Origin of the sequence: Streptomyces sp. 71268 (assembly GCF_029392895.1) — a bacterium.
Taxonomy (GTDB): domain Bacteria; phylum Actinomycetota; class Actinomycetes; order Streptomycetales; family Streptomycetaceae; genus Streptomyces.
In genome coordinates, this window is record NZ_CP114200.1 from 6,985,140 (window position 1) to 7,008,731 (window position 23,592).

A 23,592-nucleotide genomic window follows, 5' to 3' on the forward strand; every position below is an offset into this window, starting at 1 on the left:
CGTCCGGCCGCCGGGCCGCCAGGGCCCGAGCGCGGCGCGGGGCGGGGCGGGCCGGGGCGTGCGGCGCGTCGCCGTGCGGGGCGGCGCGCCCCGGTGTCATGGTGCCCGGTGCCTCGCGCGGGGTCGCGACGGCGGTGGTGGAAGTCCACGGAGCGGGCGGGGCATGTGCTGTCGCCCACACCCCGATCGGACGTGACGTTCGGTCATATCCGCATACCCAGGGCTAAGTCGGACCGCCTGGGCGGCGATCGGCGCCGGGCGTGCTCCGTTCGGTGGGTCCCGGGCGTCTGGTGTGACTCCTGGAGTGGGGGGTCCGGTAGCGGGGCCGAAGCCTGTGGGGCAGACTGTTCCACAGGGGCAGCTTGTTCCACAGTGCGTGGACGGGCGGCTCTGACATGCGCCGCCGTCGTCCTGGCCGCCGCCAGTCACCGCGGTCGATCGTTCGAGTTGAAGGAATTGTCAGATGTTCGCTTCCCTGGCCCGGTTCACCTCCGGTCGCAGCAGACTCGTCCTGTACCTCTCAGGAGTCCTCTTCCTCGTCGCGGGTGCGCTGGGCGGCGGAGTCATCTCCAAGCTGTCCTCCGGCGGCTTCGTCGACAGCTCCACCGAGTCGGCCAAGACCGCGAAGATCATGGACGAACGCTTCCACGCGGGCGCCCCCAACCTCACCCTGCTGATCACCGACAAGCGCGGCGTGGACGCCCCCGAGGTGGCCAAGGCCGGCCAGGACATCACGGCCCGGCTCAGCAAGGAGCCGCACGTCGAGCAGGCCGTCTCCTACTGGTCCCTGGGCAAGGCCGAGTCGCTGCGCGGCAAGGACGGCGACAGCGCCCTGGTGATGGCGCGCATCCTGGGCGACGAGGACGAGGTCCAGGACCGGTTCGACAAGTTCGCCGACCGGTACGAGGGCAAGGTCGACGGCGTCGAGGTCGAGATCGGCGGCACCGTCCTCGCCAACAAGGAGATCTTCGACATCACGGAGAAGGATCTCGTCAAGATCGAGATGATCACCTTCCCGATCCTGCTCGTCGTGATGCTCTTCGTCTTCCGCAGCCTGGTGGCGGCCACCGTGCCGCTCATGGTCGGTGGTCTGACGATCGTCTCCGTGCTGCTGACGATGCGCATCCTCACGCTGTTCACGGACGTCTCCGTGATGGCCACCAACGTCGCCACCGGCCTCGGACTCGGCCTCGCCATCGACTACAGCCTCATCCTCATCAAGCGCTACCGGGAGGAACTCGGACGCGGGGTCGACACCGACGGGGCCATCTCCATCGCGCTGCGCACCGCTGGCCGTACCGTCGTCTTCTCCGCCGTCACCGTGGCGCTGGCCATGGGCGCGCTGCTCGTCTTCCCGTTCTACTTCCTGCGCTCCTTCGCCTACGCCGGCATCCCCACCGCGCTGCTGGCCGCGCTGGTCTCGGTGACCTTCCTGCCCGCGCTGCTGAAGGCGCTCGGCCCGCGCATCGACAAGGGCCGCATCCTGGGCAAGAAGAAGCCCACCGCGCCCAGGCCGGAAGAGGGCTTCTGGCACCGTACGGCGATCACCGTCATGCGCTTCCCGGTGCCGATCGCCGCGGTCGTCATCGGACTGCTGCTCTTCCTCGGGGCGCCGTTCCTGGACCTGAAGATGAGCCTGGCCGACGAGCGGGTGCTGCCGACCAGCACCCAGTCGCGTCAGGTCGGCGAGACGCTCCGGAAGGACTTCAACGCCCAGGAGACGCAGGCCCTCAACGTCGTCCTGAACGAGACGCCGGGCAAGGGCGAGCGCGGCAACGTCGCCGGCTACGCCGAGCAGCTCTCCAAGCTGGACAACGTGGCCCGCGTCGACACCGAGATCGGCACCTTCGCCGGCGGCCAGCGGGTCGCCCCGCCGACCCCGGCCGCCGACCGGTTCGGCGTCACCGACAGCACCTACCTGTCGGTGGTGCCCAAGAGCCAGTCGCTGTCCGAGAAGGGCCGCCAGCTCGTCCAGGACATCCGCGCCGTCGACGCCCCGTACGACGTGCAGGTGGGCGGCCCGGCGGCGGAGCTGCACGACGCCATCGAGTCGATGAACGACAAGCTGCCGCTGGGCCTCGGCGTCATCGCGATCAGCTCGTTCATCGTGCTGTTCCTGTTCACCGGCAGCATCGTGCTGCCGCTCAAGGCGCTGGTGCTCAACTGCCTGAGCCTGAGCGCCACGCTCGGCGTGCTGGTCTGGGGCTTCCAGAACGGTCACCTGGAGGGCATCGTCGGCGACTTCGCGGTCACCGGGACCATCACCTGGACCGTGCCGATCCTGCTGTTCTGCGTCGCCTTCGGCCTGTCCATGGACTACGAGGTCTTCCTGCTCTCCCGGATCAAGGAGGAGCACGACCTCACCAAGGACAACACCCAGGCGGTGGCGCGCGGTCTGGAGCACACCGGATCGACGGTCACCGCCGCCGCCGTGCTGATCGCGATCGTCTTCCTCGGCTTCATCATGAGCTCCATCAGCTACATGAAGGCCATCGGCGTCGGCCTCTCGCTCGCGGTCCTGATGGACGCCACGCTGGTGCGTGGCGCCCTGGTGCCCGCGTTCATGCGCCTGGCCGGCCGCGCCAACTGGTGGGCACCGGGCCCGCTGCGGGCGCTGCACGCCAAGATCGGCCTGCGCGAGGGCGACGCACAGCCCCTCCCGTCGCCGGTCAAGCCGGACGACTCGGGTGCGCCCGAGCGTGACCTGGAGCCCGCCAACCGCGACTAGCGCGCGGCCGGCCCCGGGACGGGGGCGGGCGGAGACCACCGTTCTCCGCCCGCCCCCGCTCCCTTTGCCCGCTCCCGCCGGCCTCGCGCCACCGCGCGCACCGTCCCCGGCCCGTCCCGTCTCGACCCGGCCCCGACGCCCGTGGCGCGGGCCGGCCGTATCCCGGCAGATACTCCGGCGAAGCGCCGGCCCGGCGCGCGTTCCTGCGCCCGGGGCGGCCTCCCGCCGCGAGATGGGTGGGACGCGGGCCGCTCCGGGGGGTGTGCCAACACGGCGCGTCGGGTCATCATGGGGCACGGCGTGCCGGCGTACGCGGCCGGCCGGCCGTCCGGTGCGCGCCGCGCCGGTCCGCGCGCGCCCTGGGCCGGGCGGGGGGGCCGGTGGGGTGTTCGGGTGCCGGCGGCGAACAAGTGACGTCGGGGTTCGTGCGCGGCCCCTTCCGCCTGCGGTAGAACGGGTTAATGGTGAAGATCCTCATCTCCGCGGACATGGAGGGCGCCACCGGCGTGACCTGGCCCGCCGACGTCCTGCCCGGCACGCCACAGTGGGAACGCTGCCGCACGCTGTTCACCTCGGACGTGAACGCGGCCGTCCTCGGCTTCCTCGACGGCGGCGCCGACGAGGTGCTCATCAACGAGGCGCACTGGACGATGCGCAACCTGCTCCTGGAGCGACTGGACGAACGCGCCCAGCTCCTCACGGGCCGGCACAAGAGCCTCAGCATGGTGGAGGGCGTGCAACACGGCGACGTGGACGGCATCGCGTTCGTCGGCTACCACACCGGCGCCGGCAGCGAGGGCGTCCTCGCCCACACCTACCTGGCCAACTCCATCACCGGGGTGTGGCTGAACGGCGTGCGGGCCAGCGAGGGCCGGCTCAACGCGCTGGTGGTCGCCGAGTACGGGGTGCCGGTCGTCCTGGTCACCGGCGACGACCTGACCTGCGAGGACGCCAAGGGATACGCGCCGCGAGCACGGATGGTCGCGGTCAAGGACCACGTGTCGCGGTACGCCGCGGTCTGCCGCCCCCCGGCCCGTACGGCGGCCGACATCAGGGCCGCGGCGCGCGAGGCGACCGCGCTGGCCGCGCGCGGCGAGCCGGAGCGGACCGGGCCGCACGAGGTGGTGGTGGAGTTCGACGCCGAGCACCTGGCGGGCGCCGCGACGGTGGTGCCGGGCGTGGAGCGGCGCGGCGAGCGGCGGGTGGCGTACACCTCGCCGACGATGTACGAGGGCATCCGCTGCTTCAAGGCGGTGACCACCGTCGTATCGGCGGCGGTCGAGGAACAGTACGGCTGAGCGGGGGAGACACATGAGGCCGACGCACGACGGCAACGGCACGGGCGGGCCCGCCCTGGACGGGCAGGCGCTCGACGAGGTGGTGCGCTTCACCTCGGAGCTGATCCGCATCGACACCACCAACCGGGGCGGCGGCTCCTGTTGGGAGCGGCCGGCCGCGGAGTACGTGGCCGAGCGGCTGAGCGAAGCGGGCGTGGAGGCGCACCTGCTCGAAGCGGCGCCCGGGCGCACCAACGTCGTGGCCCGGATCGAGGGCCACGACCGCGCCGCGCCCGGGCTGCTGGTCCACGGGCACCTGGACGTGGTGCCCGCCGAGGCGGCCGACTGGAGCGTGCACCCCTTCTCCGGCGAGATCCGCGACGGCGTGGTCTGGGGCCGTGGCGCCATCGACATGAAGAACATGGACGCGATGATGGTCGCCGTCGTCCGCGCCTGGCAGCGGCTCGGCCTGCGCCCCCGGCGCGACGTCGTCCTCGCCTTCACCGCCGACGAGGAGGACAGCGCCGACGCCGGCTCCGGCTTCCTCGTCGACCAGCACGCGGACCTCTTCGCGGGCTGCACCGAGGGCGTCAGCGAGTCCGGCGCCTTCACCTACCACGGCACCACGCCGGGCGCCGAGCGGGTGCGCCGCCTGTACCCGATCGCCGCCGGCGAGCGGGGCACCGCCTGGCTGCGGCTGACCGCGCGCGGCCGGGCCGGCCACGGATCGAAGATCAACCACGACAACGCGGTCAGCCAACTGGCCGCCGCCGTGGCCCGGATCGGGGAGCACCGCTGGCCGGTGCGGCTGACCCCGACGGTGCGCAGCGCGCTGACCGAACTGGCCCAGCTCTACGGCGTCAAGGCCGAGCTGGACGCCCCCGACTTCGACGTGGACGCCCTCCTCGCCGAACTCGGCAGCGCCGCCGACCTCATCGCCCCCACCGTGCGCAACAGCACCAACCCCACGATGCTCGACGCCGGCTACAAGGTGAACGTCATCCCCGGCAGCGCCACCGCCTACGTCGACGGCCGGGTGCTGCCCGGCTGCGAGGCGGAGTTCGAGGCCACCCTCGACGCGCTGACCGGACCCGGCGTCGAATGGGAGTACCACCACCGGGAGGTGCCGCTGTCGGCCCCGGTGGAGGCGCCCGTGTTCGCGGCGATGCGCGCGGCCGTCGAGCGCTTCGACCCGGACGGGCACGCCGTCCCGTACTGCATGGCGGGCGGCACCGACGCCAAGCAGTTCTCGCGCCTGGGGATCACCGGGTACGGCTTCTCACCGCTGAAGCTGCCCCCGGGCTTCGACTACGCGGCGCTCTTTCACGGCGTGGACGAGCGGGTGCCCGTCGAGGCCCTGCACTTCGGCGTCCGCGTCCTCGATCACTTTCTGCGGGAGGCATGAGAGATGGTGTCCACGGCCCCGTACGGAGCCTGGCGGTCCCCGATTGACGCGGCGCTCACGGCGGCGCACGACGGCAGCCCCGAGCATGTGGGCGTGGTCGGCGACGAGGTGTGGTGGACCGCCCCGCGCCCGGCGGAGGGCGGCCGGCGCACGCTGGTGCGCCGGCGCCCCGGCGGCGCCGAGGAACCGGTGCTGGACCGGCCGTGGAACGTGCGCAGCCGGGTCATGGAGTACGGCGGCGCCCCCTGGGCCGCCGTCGCGCGCGCCACCGGCGGGCCGCTGGTGGTCTTCAGCCACTTCGACGACCAGCGGCTGTACGCGTACGAGCCGGACGCCGCCGACGCCGGTGCCGGCGAGGGCGCGGGCGCCGCCGAGCCGCGCCCCCTGACCCCGGTCTCCGCCGTTGGTGGCGGGCTGCGCTGGGTCGATCCGGTGCTGGTGCCCGAGCGGGACGAGGTGTGGTGCGTCCTGGAGGAGTTCACCGGCCCCGCCCCGGGCGACGTGCGCCGGGTGCTGGCCGCCGTGCCGCTGGACGGCTCGGCGGCGCGGGACCGGGGCGCGTTGCGCGAACTCACCGACGACGCGCACCGGTTCCTGACCGGCCCGCGCCGCTCGCCCGACGGGCGGCGGGTGGTGTGGATCGCCTGGGACCACCCCCGGATGCCGTGGGACGGCACCGAGTTGAAGATCGCCGAGGTGGGCGCGGACGGCGCCCTCAGCGGCGTACGGACCCTGATCGGCGGGCCCGGCGAGTCGATCCCGCAGGCCGAGTGGGCCGCTGACGGCACGCTGATCGCCGCGAGCGACCGCACCGGCTGGTGGAACCTGCACCGGGTGGACCCGGACAGCGGGGCGGCGGTCAACCTGTGCCCGCGCGACGAGGAGTTCGCCGGACCGCTGTGGAAGGTCGGCTTCCGCTGGTTCGCACCGCTGCCCAACGGGCTGGTCGCGGTCATCCATGGCCGGGGCGTCACCGCGCTCGGCATACTCGACCCGGGCCCGCGCGACGAGCCGGCCCGGCGGCCGGGCCCCGGCGGCGGCCAGGCCGGGGCGGGGCCGGTGGACGTGGTCGGCCCGTGGAGCGAGTGGCAGCCGACGCTCGCGGTGGCCGGCACCCGGGTGGTGGGCGTGGCGGCGAGTCCGACCAGCGGGTACGAGGTGGTCGAGCTGGACACCCGCACCGGCCATGCCCGCGTCGTCGGCGAGCCGCACACGGACGTCGTGGACCCGGCGTACTACCCCGAACCGGTGGCTCGCACCTTCACCGGCCCCGGCGGCCGCGAGGTCCACGCGCACCTCTACCCGCCGCGCAACCCCGACTACCAGGCGCCCGAGGGCGAGTCGCCGCCGTATGTGGTGTGGGCGCACGGCGGGCCGACCAGTCGCTCCCCGCTGGTGCTCGGGCTGCCGATCGCCTACTTCACCTCGCGCGGCATCGGCGTCGTGGACGTCAACTACGGCGGTTCCACGGGGTACGGCAGGCACTACCGCGAGCTGTTGCGCGGCCAGTGGGGCGTGGTGGACGTCGAGGACTGCGCCGCGGTCGCCGACGCGCTGGCCGCCGAGGGCAGCGCCGACGGCGACCGGCTGGCCATCCGGGGCGGCAGCGCGGGCGGCTGGACCACCGCCGCGTCGTTGACCGGCACCGACCGGTACGCGTGCGGCACCGTCATGTTCCCCGTGCTCGACCTGGCGAGTTGGGCCTCCGACGACACCCACGACTTCGAGGCCCAGTACCTGGAGAGCCTGATCGGCCCGCTCGCCGAGGTCCCAGGCCGCTACCGCGAGCGCTCCCCACTCCACCAGGCCGACCGCCTGCGCGCCCCGTTCCTGCTGCTCCAGGGGCTCGACGACGCGGTCTGCCCACCGGTGCAGTGCGAGCGCTTCCTCGCGGCGATCGAGGGCCGCGACATCCCGCACGCCTACCTCACCTACCCGGGCGAGGGCCACGGCTTCCGGCGCGCGGAGACCATCGTCAGCGCGCTGGAGGCGGAACTGTCGCTCTACGGGCAGGTCTTCGGCTTCGAACCGGCGGGGGTGCGGGCGGTGACGTTGGCGCCGTAGCGCACCTTCGGCCGGGCCTCGGCCTGAACGCCGTGCCGGGAGCCCGGGTTGGGTGGCGTGCGCGCCCGCCGCCCCGGGCTCCCGCCGGTCGCGGGCCCACGACCCGCTCGCGTACGTACGACAGGGGTGAGGACATGGGCCGAACGGGCTACGGGAGCCGCCGACCTCACCCGATCGACTGCCGTTTCCCGGTTTCCGGGACCGGTCCCGAGCCTTGTGGTCAGGCTGCTCGTATGTCTGTCCTAGACGGTGTGTCCGAAGGTGAGCTGAGACTGTCGGTGCGGGGTGCCGACAGCGATTCCCTCCTGCGTTCGCTGCGCGACTGGCTGAGCCGCGAGGACGCCCTGCGCGGCCGGGTCGCCCTGTGTCCCCGTCCCCTCGCCGAGGGGGAGATGGGCGCTCTGGTGGAGGCCCTGGTCGTGAGCCTCGGCTCCGGCGGCGCCGGGGCCCTGGTCGTGCAGTCCGTGTCCACCTGGCTCGGCCAGCGCCGCTCGGACGTGACCGTGACGATCAAGGCGAGCGACGGGCGTGAGGTGACGGTGGACGCCCGTGGGGTCCGCGACCCGCAGGCGATCATCAGCGAGGTCGAGCGGTTGGCCGCCTCCGATGAGTGAGGCGGAGGGGTCCGCGACGGGCGAGGTGCCGCGAGCGGGCACCTGGTTCCCGAACGGCGCGACGAGCCGCGTCGTACTGATCGGAGCGAGCACCTTCGCCTCGAAGGACCTGCCGGACATCCCCGCCGTCCGCAACAACCTGGAAGACCTGAAGGCCGCTTTCCTGCACCCCCGGTACGGGCTCTTCGCCGACACGCAGCCCGAGCACTGCACCGTACTCGGGCTCGACGAGAAGCAGGTGCTGGACCAGCGCGCGGTCGGCGGCGCGCTCGCCAAGGCCCGGGCGGCGGCGGACGACCTGCTGCTGGTCTACTACACCGGGCACGGCCTGATCGGTGACGACTCGAAGCTGCACCTGGCGCTGGAGCACACCGACCCGGAGCAGACCGGCTTCACCGCGCTCCCCCTCAGCGTGCTCCAGCGCGAACTGGCCGGCGCCCGGGCGGCGGCCCGCGTGCTGGTCCTGGACTGCTGTTTCTCCGGCCGGGCGGTCGACGCGATGGGGGCGAACCACCTGCTGGCGCCGGTGCCGCCTCCGACCAGGGGCGTGTACGTGCTCACGTCCACGAGCGCCAACAGCCTGTCCATGGCGCGCAAGGGCCACCGCAACAGCATCTTCACCGGCGCGCTGTTGCAGGCCCTGGCCCAGCCCGAGCCGCTGAGCCTCAGCGACGTGTACCAGTTCGTACGCCACACCCAGCGGGTGCTCGAGGTCGCCGAGCCGCAGACCGGTGGCATCGGTGACGCGCACCGGGTCGCCCTCGTACGTGGGCCGGTGCCGGCCGGGCCGCCGCCCGTCCCTCCGCGCTGGTGGCGGCTTTCGCGCCGACGGTCGGCCTCGCGGTGGCTCCGTGGTGGCGTGCTCGTCGCGCTGACGGGTGCGGGGGTGTTCGGCTACGCGAGCCTGGACAGCGGCACGGCGGAACCGGAGGCGAAACCGACGCCCAGCGCCACCCGGCCGACCCGTCCGTCCGAGGCCCGGCAACCGCGCCCGGCGGAGCGCCCGACGGGGGAGAAGCCGTATGCCACACGGAAGCTGACCGTGGTGCTGAACAAGACGAAACGCACGCCGGAGGGTGTGCTGGTCGGGGTGAACGGGTTGGTGGGCGACATTTACCACAACGGTTCGAAGTCCGCCTTCGGCGGGGGGCAGGGCCAGATCGGCGGCAGCTCCGCGGTGCGCTCCGACGACGGGAAGGGCGCCAACACCAGCGGACTCGTCTCGTTCTTCGTCGACACCTCCGCCCGTGGCTGCAAGGCGCACGGCGTGTCGATCGGGGAGTCGACGGTGGTGCCGGGGCCCGCCAGGGAATGGACGAAGGTGCTCGTCGTCGGCGTGACGCCCAAGGTGCCCGGCACAGACGAGATGGGCGCCACGTTCGAGGTGACCCAGGGCGAAGGCCCCGCGCCCGAGGGCGACAAGACGTGCGCGTGACGGGTGTACGCGGCCGGGGGAGCGGGGCGCGTCAGGGCTGGGGTACGGCCACCGGCCCGCCCGCCGGCGGCTCGTCCGCGTCCACCACCGTGGCCGGGCCCGCCTTCGGGGCGTGCGGCTCGGGGCGCTCGTCGTCGGCCGGCGCGGCCCCGGCCGCCTCGGACTCCCGGGCCGCCCCGGTCCCGGTCGCCGCCCTCGCCCGGGGTACGACCACCGGCGAGCCGTCCACCGGGGCGGCCAGCACGTCGGCCGGGACCCCGTACAGCCGCTCCACCAGCGCGGCGTCGACCACCTCGCGGGAGGGGCCGGTGGCCACCACCTCGCCGTCGCGCATGGCCACGATGACGTCCGCGTAGCGGGCGGCGCTGGTCAGGTCGTGCACGACCATGACGACGGTGCGGCCGGCGGTGGCCACCTCGCGGACCAGTTCGAGCACCTCCACCGCGTGGCCGAGGTCGAGTGCGCTGGTGGGCTCGTCGAGGAGGACCACCGGGGTCTCCTGGGCCAGCACCATCGCCAGCCAACAGCGCTGCCGCTGGCCGCCGGAGAGCTGGTCGAGCCGGCGCTCGGCGAGGTCGGCGACGCCGGTGGCGGTCAGCGCGGCGCGCACCGCGCGCTCGTCCTCGCGCGACCACTGGCGGAACAGACCCTGGTGCGGGTGGCGCCCGTACCGTACGAGGCCGGCGACGGTGACCGCCTCCGGGGCCTGCGGGGACTGGGGGAGGAGCGAGACGCGGTGGGCCGCCGCGCGCTGGCGCAGTCGCCAGATGTCGTCGCCGCCGACGCTGACGGTGCCCGCGTGCGGCTGGTGCAGCCGGGCCATGGCGCGCAGCAGCGTGGACTTGCCGCAGCCGTTGGGGCCGACGATCGCGACGACCTGGCCGGGCGCGATGGTCAGGTCGACGCCGCGCACGGCGAGGTGGGCGGGTTCGGCCCCGCCCCGGGTGCCTGCCGGGTAGCCCGCCTTGAGCTGTTGGACGACGAGTTCCACGGTCATGCCTTTCGCGAGGGGGAGCCGCCGAACAGCACCCACAGCAGGAACGGTCCGCCGAGCACGCTGGTGATGACGCCGACGGGGATCTCCACGGGGGCCACCACCCGGCCCAGCGCGTCGCTCGCCGCCACCAGCGCCGCGCCCACCAGGGCCGAGCCGATGACGGGGACCCGGGTCGGCCCGTACAGCTTGGTCGCGATGACCGGCGCGGCGAGCGCGACGAAGGCGATGGGGCCGCCGATGCCGACCGCGATGCCGGCGAGCGCGACGGCGAGGGCGAGGGTGAGGCCGCGCAGCAGTGGCACGTTGAGGCCGAGGGCCGCCGCCACGTCGTCGTCGAAGCGCAGGACGTCCAGGCGGCGCCCGGCGACCAGCGCGAGGGGGACCAGCACCAGCAGGCACAGGGCGAGCGGTTGGCCCACGCCGTAGTCGCGTCCGCTCAGGCTGCCGACGCTCCACAGGAAGACGCCGCCGGCGGTGTTGTCGTTCTGGCGCGACATCACCAGGTCGCTGATGGCGCCGATGATGGTGGAGACGCCGATGCCGACGACCAGGACCCGGTAGCCACGGGTGCCGGCGCCGCCCGCGCACAGCACGACCAGCGCCGCCGCGCCCGCCGCGCCCAGCGGCCCGAGCCACCAGTCACCGACCATGGCGGTGGAGCTGCCGACGACGGAGGCCACCACGGCGGCGGTGGCGCCCTCGTTGACGCCGATGATGTCGGGGGTGGCCAGCCGGTTTCCGGCCAGGGTCTGGGTGAGGCAGCCGGCGATGCCGAGGGCGGCGCCGACCAGGAGCCCCACCACGATGCGCGGCAGCCGGAACTCCTGGACGAGCATCACGGTCAGCCGGTCGCCGGTGCCCAGCAGACCGCGCAGCGAGGTGCCCACGCTCATGCCGGTCGAACTGGCCAGCGTGGCCAGCGCGACGACGACGGCGATGACCGCGAGCAGCCCGAGCGAGATGAGCGCGGCCCGGTGCGGGAAGAGCCAGGACCAGGTGCCCGTGCGCAGCACGGTGCTGTCGGCCGGCGCGACGCGTAGCGCGGCGTCCCCGCCGGTGCGGGCCGTCGGCGGGGTCTTCGGCGGGGTCGTCGCCGGTGGCGTCGGCGCGGGCGCGTCGGGCGCCGGTCGCGCCTCGGGGGGCGTCACGCGCCACCGCCGGGCGCGCCGAGGCCGAGCATGCGGTTGGTGCGGGCGATCCAGATCAGCAGCGGTCCGCCGATCAGGGCGAGCAGCACGCTCACGGGCGTCTCCCAGGGGCGGATGACGACGCGGGCCGCGATGTCGGCCGCGACCATGACGTTAGCGGCCACCAGCGCGGACAGCAGCAGTTGGGCCGCCAGCCGTGGCCCGGTGACCAGGCGCGCGGCGTACGGGGCGAGCAGGCCGAGGAAGGCGATCGGGCCGGCCAGCGCGACGGCGGCGCCGGCGAGCAGCGTGACGGCGCCGGCCACCACGAGGCGGATGCGGCCTGGGTGGTGGCCGAGGGCCCGGGCGCTGTCGTCGCCGAGGGCCAGTGCGGACAGCGGGCGGCTCGCGCCCACGGCGACGACCAGGCCGACGACGATCAGCGGGGCGATGGACAGCGCGGTGCGCGTCTCCACGCCGGCCAACGAGCCGATGGTCCAGTACCGGTAGACGTCGAAGGTGGACTGGGTGCCCAGGAGCACGTACGAGGTCATGCCGTGGAAGGTGGCGCCGAGCGCGGAGCCGGCGAGCACCAGGCGCAGCGGTGATGTGGTGGCCCGTCCGGACGCGGCGAGCAGCAGTACGACGGCGCTCGCGGCCATGCCGCCGACCAGGGCCCACACGAGGATGCCGTAGGGCGACGTCACGTCGAAGTAGGTGAGCCCGATGACGACGCCGAGCGCGGCACCGGAGTTGACGCCCAGGAGCCCGGTCTCGGCCAGCGGGTTGCGGGTGACGGCCTGGAGCAGGCAGCCCGCCGCGCCCAGCGCCGTGCCCACCAGGACGGCGGCGATGGTGCGCGGCAGCCGCACGTCCACCACGGCCAGCCGCAGCGCGGCGTCCGCGCGGGCCGACGGGTCGCCGAGGAGGTAGTCCAGGGCGCGGCCCATCGGGGTCTTGCCCGAGCCGATGAGGAGGGAGAGCAGACACAGGGTGAGCAACAACGCGACGAGAGCGGCGGCGGCCCACGCGGTGGGACGGTGCCTGGGCCGCACGGACTTGGTCAGCGTGGGCCTCGTCACGTCGACGGGAGGCCCGGCCTCTTGCGCAACGGACATGAGGTTAGCCTAACCTCGCTCTTGACCCGGGGTGCCGGGTGGGTCGCCAGACCCACCCGTCGAATGCCATGCCCCGGTGGTGCGGGCTTCCCGTCGCGACCAGTGGCGCGGCCCGTACGGCAGGACCGGCGGTGGCAACTGCCTTCCGCCGGCTGACACTTCGGAGAACCGCATGTCCCCGTCCCCCTCGTCCGCTTCTTCGTCCACCTCCCGCCCGGCCCTGGCGCGTTCCCCGCGCGCCCGGCTGACCGCGCTGGCCGCCCTCACCGTCGTCTCGGCCCTCACGCTCTCCGCGTGTGGGTCGGATGATTCGGACAAGGGGGATGACAAGGGCAAGTCCCGCACCGTCAAGGACGTGACCGGCGCCGACGTGAAGGTGCCCGAGAAGGTCGAGCGGGTCGTGGTGCTCAGCGAGATGGACCTCGACTCCTCGCTCGCCCTCGGCGTGCAGCCGGTCGGCCTGACGGCGGGTCGTGGGCAGAAGGGCGCGCCGGAGTACCTGGCGGACAAGGCGGGGGACATCGAGGTCGTCGGCGCGGTCACCGGCCCCGACCTGGAGAAGGTGCTGGCGGCCAAGCCGGACGTCATCCTGGCCGGCCAGATCGCCGACGCCCAGGTGCTCAAGCAGTTGCGCGGCATCGCGCCGACCGTGATGACGGTGGGCAAGGACAAGAACTGGAAGTCGGCGCTCACCCTCACCGGCGAGGTGCTGGGCAAGCAGAACGAGGCCAAGACCTTCATCGCCGACTACGACAAGCGCGTCACCGAGGTGCGGAAGTCGCTGGGCGACAAGGCCGGTTCGTCGGTGAGTGTGGCCCGCTACTCCGCCAAGGGCACCGCCGTGATGCAGCAGGGCGTCTTCATCAGCGACGTCCTCAAGGACCTGGAGTTCAAGCGGCCGGCGCTGCAGAACAAGAAGGGCGCCGGGCACTCGACGCCGCTCAGTGACGAGGACATCCAGCAGATCGACGCCGACTGGCTGTTCATCGGCACGCTCTCCTCCAAGGGCAAGGACGCCGACCTGTTCGGCGAGTTGCGCAAGAAGCCCGCCTACCAGCAGCTCGGCGCCGTCAAGAGCGGCCACGTGACGCAGATCGACGGCTCCAAGTGGACGAGCCTGGGCGGTTCGCTCGCGGCCATGTCGGTGTTGGATGACATCGAGAAGGCGATGGGCAAGTAGTCCCGCCCGGCGGGGCGGGGCCGCTCGCCGGCGGCGTCCCGCCCGGAGGGCGAAGCCCCGACCGGGGCGGGAAGCGGCCGGGGCGCCGGCCGCCCCGTGAGCCGCGAACAGGCCCGCCACCTGGGGCGAAGCGGGCAACCCATGCTAGGTTAGGCTTACCTAAGTAAGGCCATTGCCGAGGGGGCAACACCGTGCAGCAGCCAGAACTTTCCGGACGGATCGCGCTGGTCACCGGCGCGGGACAGGGCATAGGCGAGGCGGTGGCCAGGGTCCTCGCCGACCGAGGGGCCAAGGTCGCCGCCCTCGACCGCGACGCCGACGGCGTCACCGCGCTGGAGAAGGAGTACGGGGCGCCGCGCGTCAGCGCGTACCCCGCCGACGTCACCGACAGCGCCGCCGTGGACGCCGTCGTGTCCGTCGTCGAGGACCAGGTGGGGCCCATCGACATCCTCGTCAACGTCGCCGGGGTGCTGCGCCCCGGGCCGGTCGCGGAGCTGACCGACGAGGACTGGAGCCAGACCTTCGCCGTGAACACCACCGGCGTCTTCCACACCTGTCGCGCCGTCACCCGCCGGATGAGCGAGCGCCGTCGCGGCAGCGTCGTGACCGTCGGCTCCAACGCGGCCGGGGTGCCGCGCACCAGCATGGCCGCGTACGCCGCGTCCAAGGCCGCCGCCACCATGTTCACCAAGTGCCTCGGCCTCGAACTGGCCCGCAGCGGCGTGCGCTGCAACGTCGTCTCACCGGGCTCCACCGACACCGCCATGCAGCGGCAGTTGTGGACCGACCCGCAGGCCCCGTTGCGCGTCATCGACGGCGACCCCGCCTCCTACCGGGTGGGCATCCCGCTCGGCCGCATCGCCGAGCCCGGCGACATCGCCGAGGCCGTCGCCTTCCTCGTCTCCGACCGCGCCCGCCACATCACCATGCACGACCTGTACGTGGACGGCGGCGCCACGCTGCGCGCCTGACCCCGCGTCGGCCGCGGCCCCGCCCGGCGGCCGGCCCGGCCCGTATGCCACCGCGAGCCGACGCCGCCAGGCGCCACCGGGCGCCGCGAACGACACGGCCCGCCCGCCAGCCCGCGCGCCAGGTGAACGGCCCCATCGACACCCCGACCGGTGCCCCCCGCACCGAACGAATGGAGTAACAGGTGACGACGACACACGAGGTCGCCGAGCGCCCGATATCCGGCCCGTCCGAGTCGGATGCCACGCCGGGGCGGCCCGCCCCGCACCCCGCCCCGCCCCGCGCCGGGCACGCCGCCCCGCACGCCGCGAGCGCCGAGGCGGCCCGTACGACCCGGGTGCGGCCGGCGCGCGGCAGTGGCCGTGGCGCGGCGCCCGCCCAGCGGCCCGCGCGCACGGTGGACGCCGACGCCGTCGGCTCGGCCACCGCCCTGCTCGACGCCTACTCCGCGGGCGACGCCCGGTTCTTCGCCTCGCCCACCAGGACCCTGCTCACCCACGGCGTACGCGCCGAGGTCCCGCACGACGCCCGCCCGCTGCCCGAGCGGGTCGCCGCCACGCTGGCCGAGCGGGCCGACGCCGGCGACCAGGCGCCGCTGGTGGTCGGCGCCGTGCCCTTCGACCACACGGCGCCCGCGGCCCTCGCCGTCCCCGACGCCGTCCGGTGGGCCCCACCGCTCGCCCACGACCCGCTGATCGCCCTGCCCGCCGCCACCCCCGAGGCCACCGGCTGGTCGGTGCGCCCGGTGCCGGAGCCCGAGGCGTACGGAGCGGCCGTCGCCGCGGCCGTGGCCCGCATGCGGCGCGGCGAGTTCAGCAAGGTCGTCCTCGCCCGCACCCTGGAACTCACCTCGCCGCACGACCTCGACCTGCCCGCCATGGTGCAGCGGCTGGCCCGGCGCGACCCGCGCGGCTACACCTTCGCCCTGCCGGCCGGCGCGGGCCGCACGCTGCTCGGCGCCAGCCCCGAACTGCTCGTCAGCCGGCGCGGCGGCCAGCTCGTCGCCAACCCGCTGGCCGGCTCCACGCCGCGCAGCGCCGACCTCGCCGAGGACGTCCGCCGCGCCGCCGCGCTCCTGGAGTCCGAGAAGGACCTGCACGAGCACGCCGTCGTCGTGGACGCGGTGCGCGCCGCCCTCGCCCCGTACTGCGCGAGCCTGCACGTGCCCGAGCGGCCGACCCTGGTGCGCACCGCCGCGATGTGGCACCTGTCCACCACCGTCACCGGCGAGTTGGCCGAGCGCGACGGGCGCGCCGCCAGCGCCCTGGAGCTGGCCTGCGCGCTGCACCCGACGCCGGCCGTCTGCGGCACCCCGACCAGTCTGGCCCGCGAGGTCATCGGCGACCTCGAACCCTTCGACCGGGGTCTGTATACCGGCATGGTCGGCTGGGAAGATGCCAGCGGTGACGGTGAGTGGGTCGTCACCATCCGGTGTGCCGAGGCGGAGCGGCGCACGCTGCGCCTGTACGCGGGCGCCGGCGTGGTGGCCGCCTCCACGCCGGAGGCCGAGACCGCCGAAACCGGCGCGAAGTTCCAGACGTTCCTGCACGCGGTGGGGGTTGACCAGTGAGTACGCCGACCTGGCCGAGCGAGTTCGCCGAGCGGTACCGGGCCGCCGGCTGGTGGCGCGGTGAAACGTTCGGGCAGATGCTGCGCGAGCGCGCGGAGCGCCACCCGGACCGGATCGCCGTCGTGGACCCGGCGCCCGCGCCCGGCTCCCCGGACGGCCGCCGCCTGACCTACGGCGAACTCGACGCCCGCGCCGACCGGCTCGCCGCCGGGTTCCTGGCCCGTGGCATCGGCAAGGGCGACCGGGTGGTGCTGCAACTCCCGAACGTCGCCGAGTTCTTCGAGGTGATGTTCGCGCTGTTCCGTATCGGCGCGCTGCCCGTCTTCGCGCTGCCCGCGCACCGCGAGAGCGAGGTGCGCTACTTCTGCGAGTTCACCGAGGCCGCCGCGTACGTCATCCCGGCCGTACACGGCGGGTTCGACTACCGTGAACTGGCGACGGCCGTCCGCGAGCGGGTGCCCACGCTGCGGCACGTGTTCGTCGCCGCCGAGCCGGCCGAGGCGGGCGGGCACACCCCGCTGTCCGAGGTGCCGGCCGACCCGGTGCCGATCACCGACCCGCCCGCCCCCGATGACCTGGCCTTCCTGCAACTGTCCGGCGGCAGCACCGGCGTGCCCAAGCTCATCCCGCGCACCCACGACGACTACATCTACTCGCTGTGGGGCTCCAACGAGATCTGCGCCGTGGACGAGACCAGCGTCTACCTGTGCGCGCTGCCCGCCGCCCACAACTTCCCGCTCAGCTCGCCGGGCACGCTGGGCGCGCTGTACGCCGGGGCCCGCGTCGTGCTGGCCCCGCAGCCCAGCCCCGACGTCGCCTTCCCGCTCATCGAGCGCGAGCGTGTCACCCTCACCGGGCTCGTGCCGCCCCTGGCCCTGGCCTGGATCGAGGCCGCCGGGCGCGGCGAGCACGACCTCTCCAGCCTCCAGGTGCTCCTGGTGGGCGGCGCCAAGTTCAGCGAGGAGGCCGCCCGCCGCGTGCGGCCCGCCCTGAACTGCACGCTGCAGCAGGTGTTCGGCATGGCCGAGGGGCTGGTCAACTACACGCGCCTGGACGACGACGAGGAGACCATCGTCACCACCCAGGGCCGACCCATCTCGCCCGACGACGAGGTGCGCGTGGTGGACGACGAGGACAACGACCTGCCCGTCGGCGCCACCGGCCACCTGCTCACCCGCGGCCCGTACACCATCCGTGGCTACTGGCGCGCCCCCGAGCACAACGCCACCGCCTTCACCGCCGACGGCTTCTACCGCACCGGCGACGTGGTGCGGCTGACCGAGGACGGCTACCTGGTGGTGGAGGGCCGGGCCAAGGACCAGATCAACCGGGGCGGCGAGAAGGTCGCCGCCGAGGAGATCGAGAACCACATCCTGGCCCACCCGTCCGTGCACGACGTCGCCGTCGTCTCCATGCCCGACGCCTACCTCGGCGAGCGCACCTGCGCGTACGTCGTGCCCCGGGCCGGCGCAGAACCCGTACGCCCCATCGCCATCAAGAAGTTCGTCCGCGAGCGCGGCCTGGCCGCGTACAAGGTGCCCGACCGGGTCGAGTTCATCGACGCGTTCCCGAGCACCGGCGTCGGCAAGGTCAGCAAGAAGGACCTGCGCGCGGCCATCGCGGCCCAGGTCGCCGCCCGCGCGGCGGAGCCGCCGGCCGACGCGCCGGCCGACCCGTCGCGGGCAGCGCCGCCCGCGACGGCCCCGACCCCCTGACGCCCCGCCGCCCCGCGGGGCCGCCACCCCGCACTGGCGGGGGCGCGCACCGCTCCACCCGCTCGACCCGAAGCCTGAAAGGCCCCGTCATGGCCCTGCCCGCCATCGCGCCCTACCCCATGCCCACCGCGGCCGACCTGCCCGCCAACAAGGTGGCCTGGACGGTCGACCCGAGCCGCGCGGTACTGCTCGTACACGACCTGCAGAACTACTTCCTGTCCGCGTTCGACCAGGACGCGTCGCCGGTGACCGAACTGCTCGCCAACGTCGCCCGGGTCAAGAAGGACTGCGCCCGGCTCGGCGTGCCCGTCGTGTACTCCGCCCAGCCCGGCGGCCAGAGCCCCGCCGAGCGCGGGCTCCAGCAGGACTTCTGGGGGCCGGGGCTGCCCGACGACGAGCACGCCAAGGCGATCGCCGCCCCGGTGGCGCCGGAGCCCGGCGACACCGTGCTCACCAAGTGGAAGTACAGCGCCTTCGTCCGTTCCGACCTGGCCGAGCGGATGGCCGCCCAGGGCCGCGACCAGTTGGTCATCGTCGGCGTGTACGCCCACATCGGCGTGCTGCTGAGCGCCGCCGACGCCTGGATGCGCGACATCCAGTCCTTCCTGGTCGCCGACGCCGTCGCGGACTTCTCGGCCGCCGACCACGCCATGGCCCTGCGCTACGCCGCCGCCAAGTGCGCCGTCGTCACCACCACCGACACCGTTTTCGAGGGGAAGTAACCGCGATGGCCCTGACCGTGGAGCAGATCCGCGCCGACGTCGCCGACGTGCTCGGCGAGGACCCCGCCGACATCCCCGACGACGAGAACCTGGTCGACTACGGCCTCGACTCGGTCCGCGTCATGGCCCTGGTCGAGCGCTGGCGCCGGGACCACGGCGTCGAGGTGACGTTTGTGGACCTCGCCGAGGAGCCCGCCATCGAGCGGTGGGCCCCCCTCCTGGGGGCGCGGACATGACCACCCTGCTCGATCCCGCCGTCCCACGGCGCGGAGCGGCCACCGGCGCCGCGCGGTCCGCGCCCGGACTGCCGCTGACCTCGGCCCAGTCGGGCATGTGGTTCGCGCAGGCCCTCGACCCGGACAGCCCGGCCCAGAACACCGCCGAGTACATCGAGATTCACGGCCCCATCGACCCGGCCGTCTTCGCCGAGGCCCTGCACCGCACCACCGGCGAGGCCGACGCCCTGCGGGTGCGCGTCGTCGCGGGCGACGGCGACGGAGATGCCGAAGGGGACGCGGCCGGCCCCCGCCAGGTGCCCATCGAGATCGAGCCACCCGGCCGGCCGGCCGCGACCCGGGGCGCGAACCCGGACAGCACGGCCCGCCGCGCCTTCCCGCTGCACCAGGCCGACCTGCGCGACGCGGCCGACACCGACCAGGGCCCGGACGCGGCGGCCCTGGCCTGGATGCGCGCCGACCTGGCCAAGCCCTTCGACCTGGCCAGCGGCCCGCTGTTCCAGCATGCCCTGTTCCGGGTCGGCGACCAGCGCTGGCTGTGGTACCAGCGCGTGCACCACCTCGTCATGGACGGCTACGGCTACTCGCTCCTGGCCCGCCGCGTCGCCGAGGTCTACACGGCCCTGGCCACCGGCGCCGAGCCCACGCCCAGCCCGTTCGGCCGGCTGACCGACCTGGTCGCCGACGACCAGGCGTACCGCGCCGGCGACGGCTTCGCCAAGGACCGCGCCCACTGGGCGGCCACCTTCGGCGCCGCGCCCCCCGCCGACACCGACACCCCGGCCACCGGGGGCGAGCCCGGCGCCCCGCGCGCCCTGGACCTGCCCGACGCGCCGAGCCTGGCCGGCCGCACCGCGCTGCCCGACCACACCTTCCTGCGCCGCACCGCGCACCTGGGCCACCAGGAGACCGAGCGGCTGCGCACCCTGGCCGCCGAACTCCGCGCCACCTGGCCCGACCTGCTCTTCGCCGCCCAGGCGCTGTACCTGTCGCGGGCCACGCACAGCGAGGACGTCGTGCTCGGCGTGCCGATGATGGGCCGCATGGGCTCGGCCGCGCTGCGCATCCCCGGCATGGTGATGAACGTGCTGCCGCTGCGACTGCGGGTGCGCCCCGAGGACACCCTGGCCCACCTGGTGCGCCAGGTCGTCCTCGGCATCCGCGCCGTCCGCCGCCACCAGCGCTACCGGTACGAGGACATCCGCCGCGACCTCGGGCTGCTCGGCGACGGCCGGGCCCTGGTCGGCCCGCTGGTCAACGTGATGCCCTTCGACTACGGGCTGACCTTCGCCGGCGCCCGCTCGGACGCGCACAACCTGTCCACCGGACCGGTGGACGACCTCACCGTCAACATCTACGACCGCGCCGACGGCGCCGGCCTGCGCATCGACTACGACGGCAACCCCCGGCTGTACGCCGAGGACGACCTCGCCGGCCACCAGCGCCGCTTCCTGGACCTGCTGGCCCGTATCGCCGACCCCGCCGCCGACCCGCACGCGCCGCTGGGCGAGCTGTCCGTGCTCACCCCGGCCGAACGCGCCCTGGTCATCACGGACTTCAACGACACCGCCCGCACCCTGCCGCCCACCACGCTGATCGGCCCCATCGAGTACCGCGCGGCCCGCGTCCCGGACGCCCCCGCCCTCGTCTTCGGCGACCAGACGCTGACGTACGCGCAGCTCAACACGCGGGCCAACCGGGTCGCCCGGCGCCTGACGGAACTCGGGGTACGCCCCGGCGTGCTCGCCGCCGTCGCCCTGCCCCGCTCGGTGGACCTGGTGGTGGCGCTGCTCGCGGTCCTCAAGGCGGGCGGCGCCTACCTGCCGCTCGACCCCGACTACCCGGCCGAGCGCCTGGCGTACATGCTGGGCGACGCCTCCCCGGCGTGCGTGCTCACCGACCGGGCCACCCACGGCGCGCTGCCGGAGACCGCCGTGCCGGCGCTCGTCCTCGACGACCCGGAGGTCCGGGCCGACCTGGCCCGCTTCCCCGGCACCGACCCGGGCCGCGCGCTGACCCCGCACCACCCCGCGTACGTCATCTACACCTCGGGCTCCACCGGCCGTCCCAAGGGCGTGGTCATCCCGCACCGGGCGATCGACAACCGGCTGCGCTGGATGCAGGACACCTACCCGCTGCGCGCCGACGACCGCGTGTTGCAGAAGACCCCGTCCGGCTTCGACGTCTCGGTGTGGGAGTTCTTCTGGGCGCTGCGCGAGGGCGCCACGCTGGTGGTCGCCGAGCCCGGCGGGCACCAGGACCCGGCCTACCTCGCGCGCACCATCCGCGACCAGCGCGTCACCACCGTCCACTTCGTGCCGTCCATGCTCGGCGTCTTCCTCACCGAGCCGGGCGCCGCGCACTGCACGGGCCTGCGGCGCGTCTTCTGCAGCGGCGAGGCGCTGCCCCGGGAGACCGTCACCGACTTCCACCGCCTGCTGCCCGGCGTGCCGCTGCACAACCTGTACGGCCCGACCGAGGCCGCCGTCGACGTCACGTACCACCCGTGCGCGCCCGGCGAGAGCGGCCCGGTGCCGATCGGCAAGCCGGTGTGGAACACCCGGCTGTACGTCCTGGACGCCGCGCTGCAACCCTGCCCGCCCGGCGTCGCCGGCGAGCTGTACCTCGCCGGCACCCAACTCGCCACCGGCTACCTCGGTCGGCCCGACCTGACCGCCGCCCGCTTCGTGGCCGACCCGTTCGCCGACGAGCCCGGCGCCCGCATGTACCGCACCGGCGACCTGGCCCGCTGGCGGGCCGACGGGGCCGTGGAGTACCTGGGCCGCACCGACCACCAGGTCAAGCTGCGCGGCCTGCGCATCGAACTCGGCGAAATCGAAGCGGCGTTGGCCGCGTCGGACGAGGTCGCCGCCGCCTGCGTGCTGGTCCGCGAGGACCGGCCGGGCGACCAGCGCCTCGTCGGCTACGTGACGGGCCACCAGCCCGCCACGCGGACCGGGCGGTCGGCTCCGGCGGATGCCGCCGCCGGGGCCGACCGTCCAGCGATGGGGAGCGATGAGAGCACGCACGTGGCTGCCGCGCCGACGGCGCCCGAGCGGGCCGGTCATGCGGGGCCCGACACTGCCGCCCGAGACCAGCGCACAGGCGCCGCTCTCCCCGAGGGGGCGCCGGATGTGGGCGGCGGCCCGGACCCCGCCCTGCTCCGGGAGCGCCTCGCGGCGCGGCTGCCCGACTACATGGTGCCGAGCGCCATCGTCGTTCTGGACGCGCTTCCGCTGAGCCCCAACGGCAAGCTCGACCGCAAGGCGCTGCCCGCGCCCCCGACCGCCACCACGGGACCCGGCCGCGCCCCGCGCAGCCACCGCGAGGAGACCCTGACCCGGCTGTTCGCGCGGGCGCTCGGCGTGGACCAGGCCGGCGTCGAGGAGAGCTTCTTCGACCTCGGCGGCAACTCGCTGCTGGCCATGCGACTGGTCGCCGCCATCCGCGAGACGCTGGGCGTCGAACTCGCCCTGGGCACCCTCTTCCAGGCCCCCACACCCGCCGCGCTCGCCGAGCGGCTGCGGGCCGCCGCCGAGGGCGAGTCGGGCGCCGGCGCCGCGGACGACGCGCTGGGCGTCCTGCTCCCGCTGCGCCCCGGTGGTGCCAGGCCCCCGCTGTTCGTCTTCCACCCGGCGGGCGGCATCAGTTGGTGCTACGCGGGCCTGCTGGCCCCGCTCGGCCCCGACCAGCCGGTGTACGGGCTCCAGGCCCGCGGCCTGACCGCGCCCGAGCCGCTGCCCGCGACGATGGAGGAGATGGCCGCCGACTACCTCGACCACATCCGCACCGTCCAGCCACACGGCCCCTACCGGCTGCTCGGCTGGTCGGTCGGCGGGGTCGTCGCGCACACCGTGGCGGTCCGCCTCCAGGAGGCGGGGGAGCGCGTCGAACTGCTGGCCCTCATGGACGCCTACCCCTCCGACCAGTGGCGCGACCTGGCCATCCCGGCCCAGGCGGACGCCCCGCGCGCGCTGCTGCGGATGGCGGGCTTCGACATCCAGGAGGGCCGCGCGCTCACCCGTGAGCAGGTGCTCGACACGCTGCGCCGCGAGGGCAGCGCGCTGGCCAGCCTGCCGGAGTACACGCTCTCGGCGGTCGTGGACATCGTGGTGAACAACGCGACGCTGATGCGCAAGCACGAGCACCGCGCCTTCGACGGCGACGTCCTGTTCTTCACGGCCGCCGCCCCCCGCCCCGAGGACTGGCTGACCCGCGACGCGTGGCTGCCCTACGTCACCGGCCGCCTGGTCAACCACGACATCGACTGCCTGCACCCCCAGCTCACCCAGCCGGAGGCGCTGGCGGTGGTCGCGGCGGCGATACGGGAGTGGCCGGCCGGCAGCGCCTGAGCACGCCGAGTGGCCAAACCCCCAGGGGCGCGCGAGCGGGCGCGCCCCTGGGCCTTTCCCGGCCCACCTCACCCGTCTGGCCT

At 74.3% G+C, this 23,592-nt stretch carries 15 protein-coding genes and 1 pseudogene; 13 read left to right on the forward strand and 3 right to left on the reverse strand.

The window, feature by feature from the left end:
- The first annotated feature begins 463 nt into the window (after positions 1-463).
- From OYE22_RS27920 to OYE22_RS27945, 6 genes are all read left to right on the forward strand, one after another.
- A complete protein-coding gene (locus tag OYE22_RS27920; RefSeq protein WP_277322962.1) occupies positions 464-2,728 on the forward strand; it encodes an MMPL family transporter in 2,265 nt (754 codons plus the stop codon).
- A 464-nt stretch (positions 2,729-3,192) separates the two neighbouring features.
- Entirely contained in the window at positions 3,193-4,026 is an 834-nt protein-coding gene (locus tag OYE22_RS27925) for a M55 family metallopeptidase (RefSeq protein WP_277324360.1), read from the forward strand.
- Between the two features lie 13 nt (positions 4,027-4,039).
- Positions 4,040-5,410, forward strand: coding sequence for a M20/M25/M40 family metallo-hydrolase (locus OYE22_RS27930; protein WP_277322963.1), 1,371 nt, complete (start codon positions 4,040-4,042; stop codon positions 5,408-5,410).
- 3 nt (positions 5,411-5,413) lie between these two features.
- Positions 5,414-7,474, forward strand: coding sequence for a prolyl oligopeptidase family serine peptidase (locus OYE22_RS27935; RefSeq protein WP_277322964.1), 2,061 nt, complete (start codon positions 5,414-5,416; stop codon positions 7,472-7,474).
- A gap of 233 nt (positions 7,475-7,707) precedes the next feature.
- The gene (locus OYE22_RS27940) at positions 7,708-8,088 is read left to right on the forward strand and encodes a hypothetical protein (protein WP_277322965.1); all 381 of its coding nucleotides are present in this window, start codon (positions 7,708-7,710) and stop codon (positions 8,086-8,088) included.
- Positions 8,081-9,523, forward strand: coding sequence for a caspase family protein (locus tag OYE22_RS27945; RefSeq protein WP_277322966.1), 1,443 nt, complete (start codon positions 8,081-8,083; stop codon positions 9,521-9,523). The genes OYE22_RS27940 and OYE22_RS27945 overlap by 8 nt, the downstream gene beginning before the upstream one ends.
- 199 nt (positions 9,524-9,722) lie before the next feature.
- Here the strand turns inward: OYE22_RS27945 and OYE22_RS27950 are convergent.
- From OYE22_RS27950 to OYE22_RS27960, 3 genes and pseudogenes are all read right to left on the reverse strand, one after another.
- Positions 9,723-10,514, reverse strand: a pseudogene (locus OYE22_RS27950) (ABC transporter ATP-binding protein); the annotation flags it as partial.
- Positions 10,515-10,516: 2 nt separating this feature from the next.
- Positions 10,517-11,533 (reverse strand): iron ABC transporter permease, encoded by a 1,017-nt coding sequence (locus OYE22_RS27955; protein WP_277324361.1) that lies wholly within the window; start codon positions 11,531-11,533, stop codon positions 10,517-10,519.
- Between the two features lie 131 nt (positions 11,534-11,664).
- Positions 11,665-12,765: an iron ABC transporter permease gene (locus tag OYE22_RS27960; RefSeq protein ID WP_277322967.1), complete on the reverse strand. Its 1,101-nt coding sequence runs from the start codon at positions 12,763-12,765 to the stop codon at positions 11,665-11,667.
- 172 nt (positions 12,766-12,937) lie between these two features.
- On the opposite strand from OYE22_RS27960, the gene OYE22_RS27965 reads away from it, so the two are divergent.
- The 7 genes from OYE22_RS27965 to OYE22_RS27995 all read left to right on the forward strand — a co-directional run bounded on the left by OYE22_RS27965 (position 12,938) and on the right by OYE22_RS27995 (position 23,509).
- A complete protein-coding gene (locus OYE22_RS27965; RefSeq protein ID WP_277322968.1) occupies positions 12,938-13,945 on the forward strand; it encodes an iron-siderophore ABC transporter substrate-binding protein in 1,008 nt (335 codons plus the stop codon).
- A 191-nt stretch (positions 13,946-14,136) separates the two neighbouring features.
- A complete protein-coding gene (locus OYE22_RS27970; RefSeq protein WP_277322969.1) occupies positions 14,137-14,916 on the forward strand; it encodes a 2,3-dihydro-2,3-dihydroxybenzoate dehydrogenase in 780 nt (259 codons plus the stop codon).
- A 395-nt stretch (positions 14,917-15,311) separates the two neighbouring features.
- On the forward strand, positions 15,312-16,484 hold the full coding sequence (dhbC, locus tag OYE22_RS27975; protein WP_277324362.1) for an isochorismate synthase DhbC: 1,173 nt from the start codon (positions 15,312-15,314) through the stop codon (positions 16,482-16,484).
- Complete coding sequence (locus OYE22_RS27980; RefSeq protein WP_277322970.1) at positions 16,481-18,199, forward strand: (2,3-dihydroxybenzoyl)adenylate synthase; 1,719 nt, start codon at positions 16,481-16,483, stop codon at positions 18,197-18,199. Before dhbC ends, OYE22_RS27980 begins: the two co-directional genes overlap by 4 nt.
- A gap of 89 nt (positions 18,200-18,288) precedes the next feature.
- Complete coding sequence (locus tag OYE22_RS27985; RefSeq protein ID WP_277322971.1) at positions 18,289-18,921, forward strand: isochorismatase family protein; 633 nt, start codon at positions 18,289-18,291, stop codon at positions 18,919-18,921.
- Positions 18,922-18,926: 5 nt separating this feature from the next.
- Positions 18,927-19,157, forward strand: coding sequence for a phosphopantetheine-binding protein (locus OYE22_RS27990; protein WP_176160880.1), 231 nt, complete (start codon positions 18,927-18,929; stop codon positions 19,155-19,157).
- Positions 19,154-23,509 (forward strand): amino acid adenylation domain-containing protein, encoded by a 4,356-nt coding sequence (locus tag OYE22_RS27995; RefSeq protein WP_277322972.1) that lies wholly within the window; start codon positions 19,154-19,156, stop codon positions 23,507-23,509. Before OYE22_RS27990 ends, OYE22_RS27995 begins: the two co-directional genes overlap by 4 nt.
- Positions 23,510-23,592 lie beyond the last annotated feature (83 nt).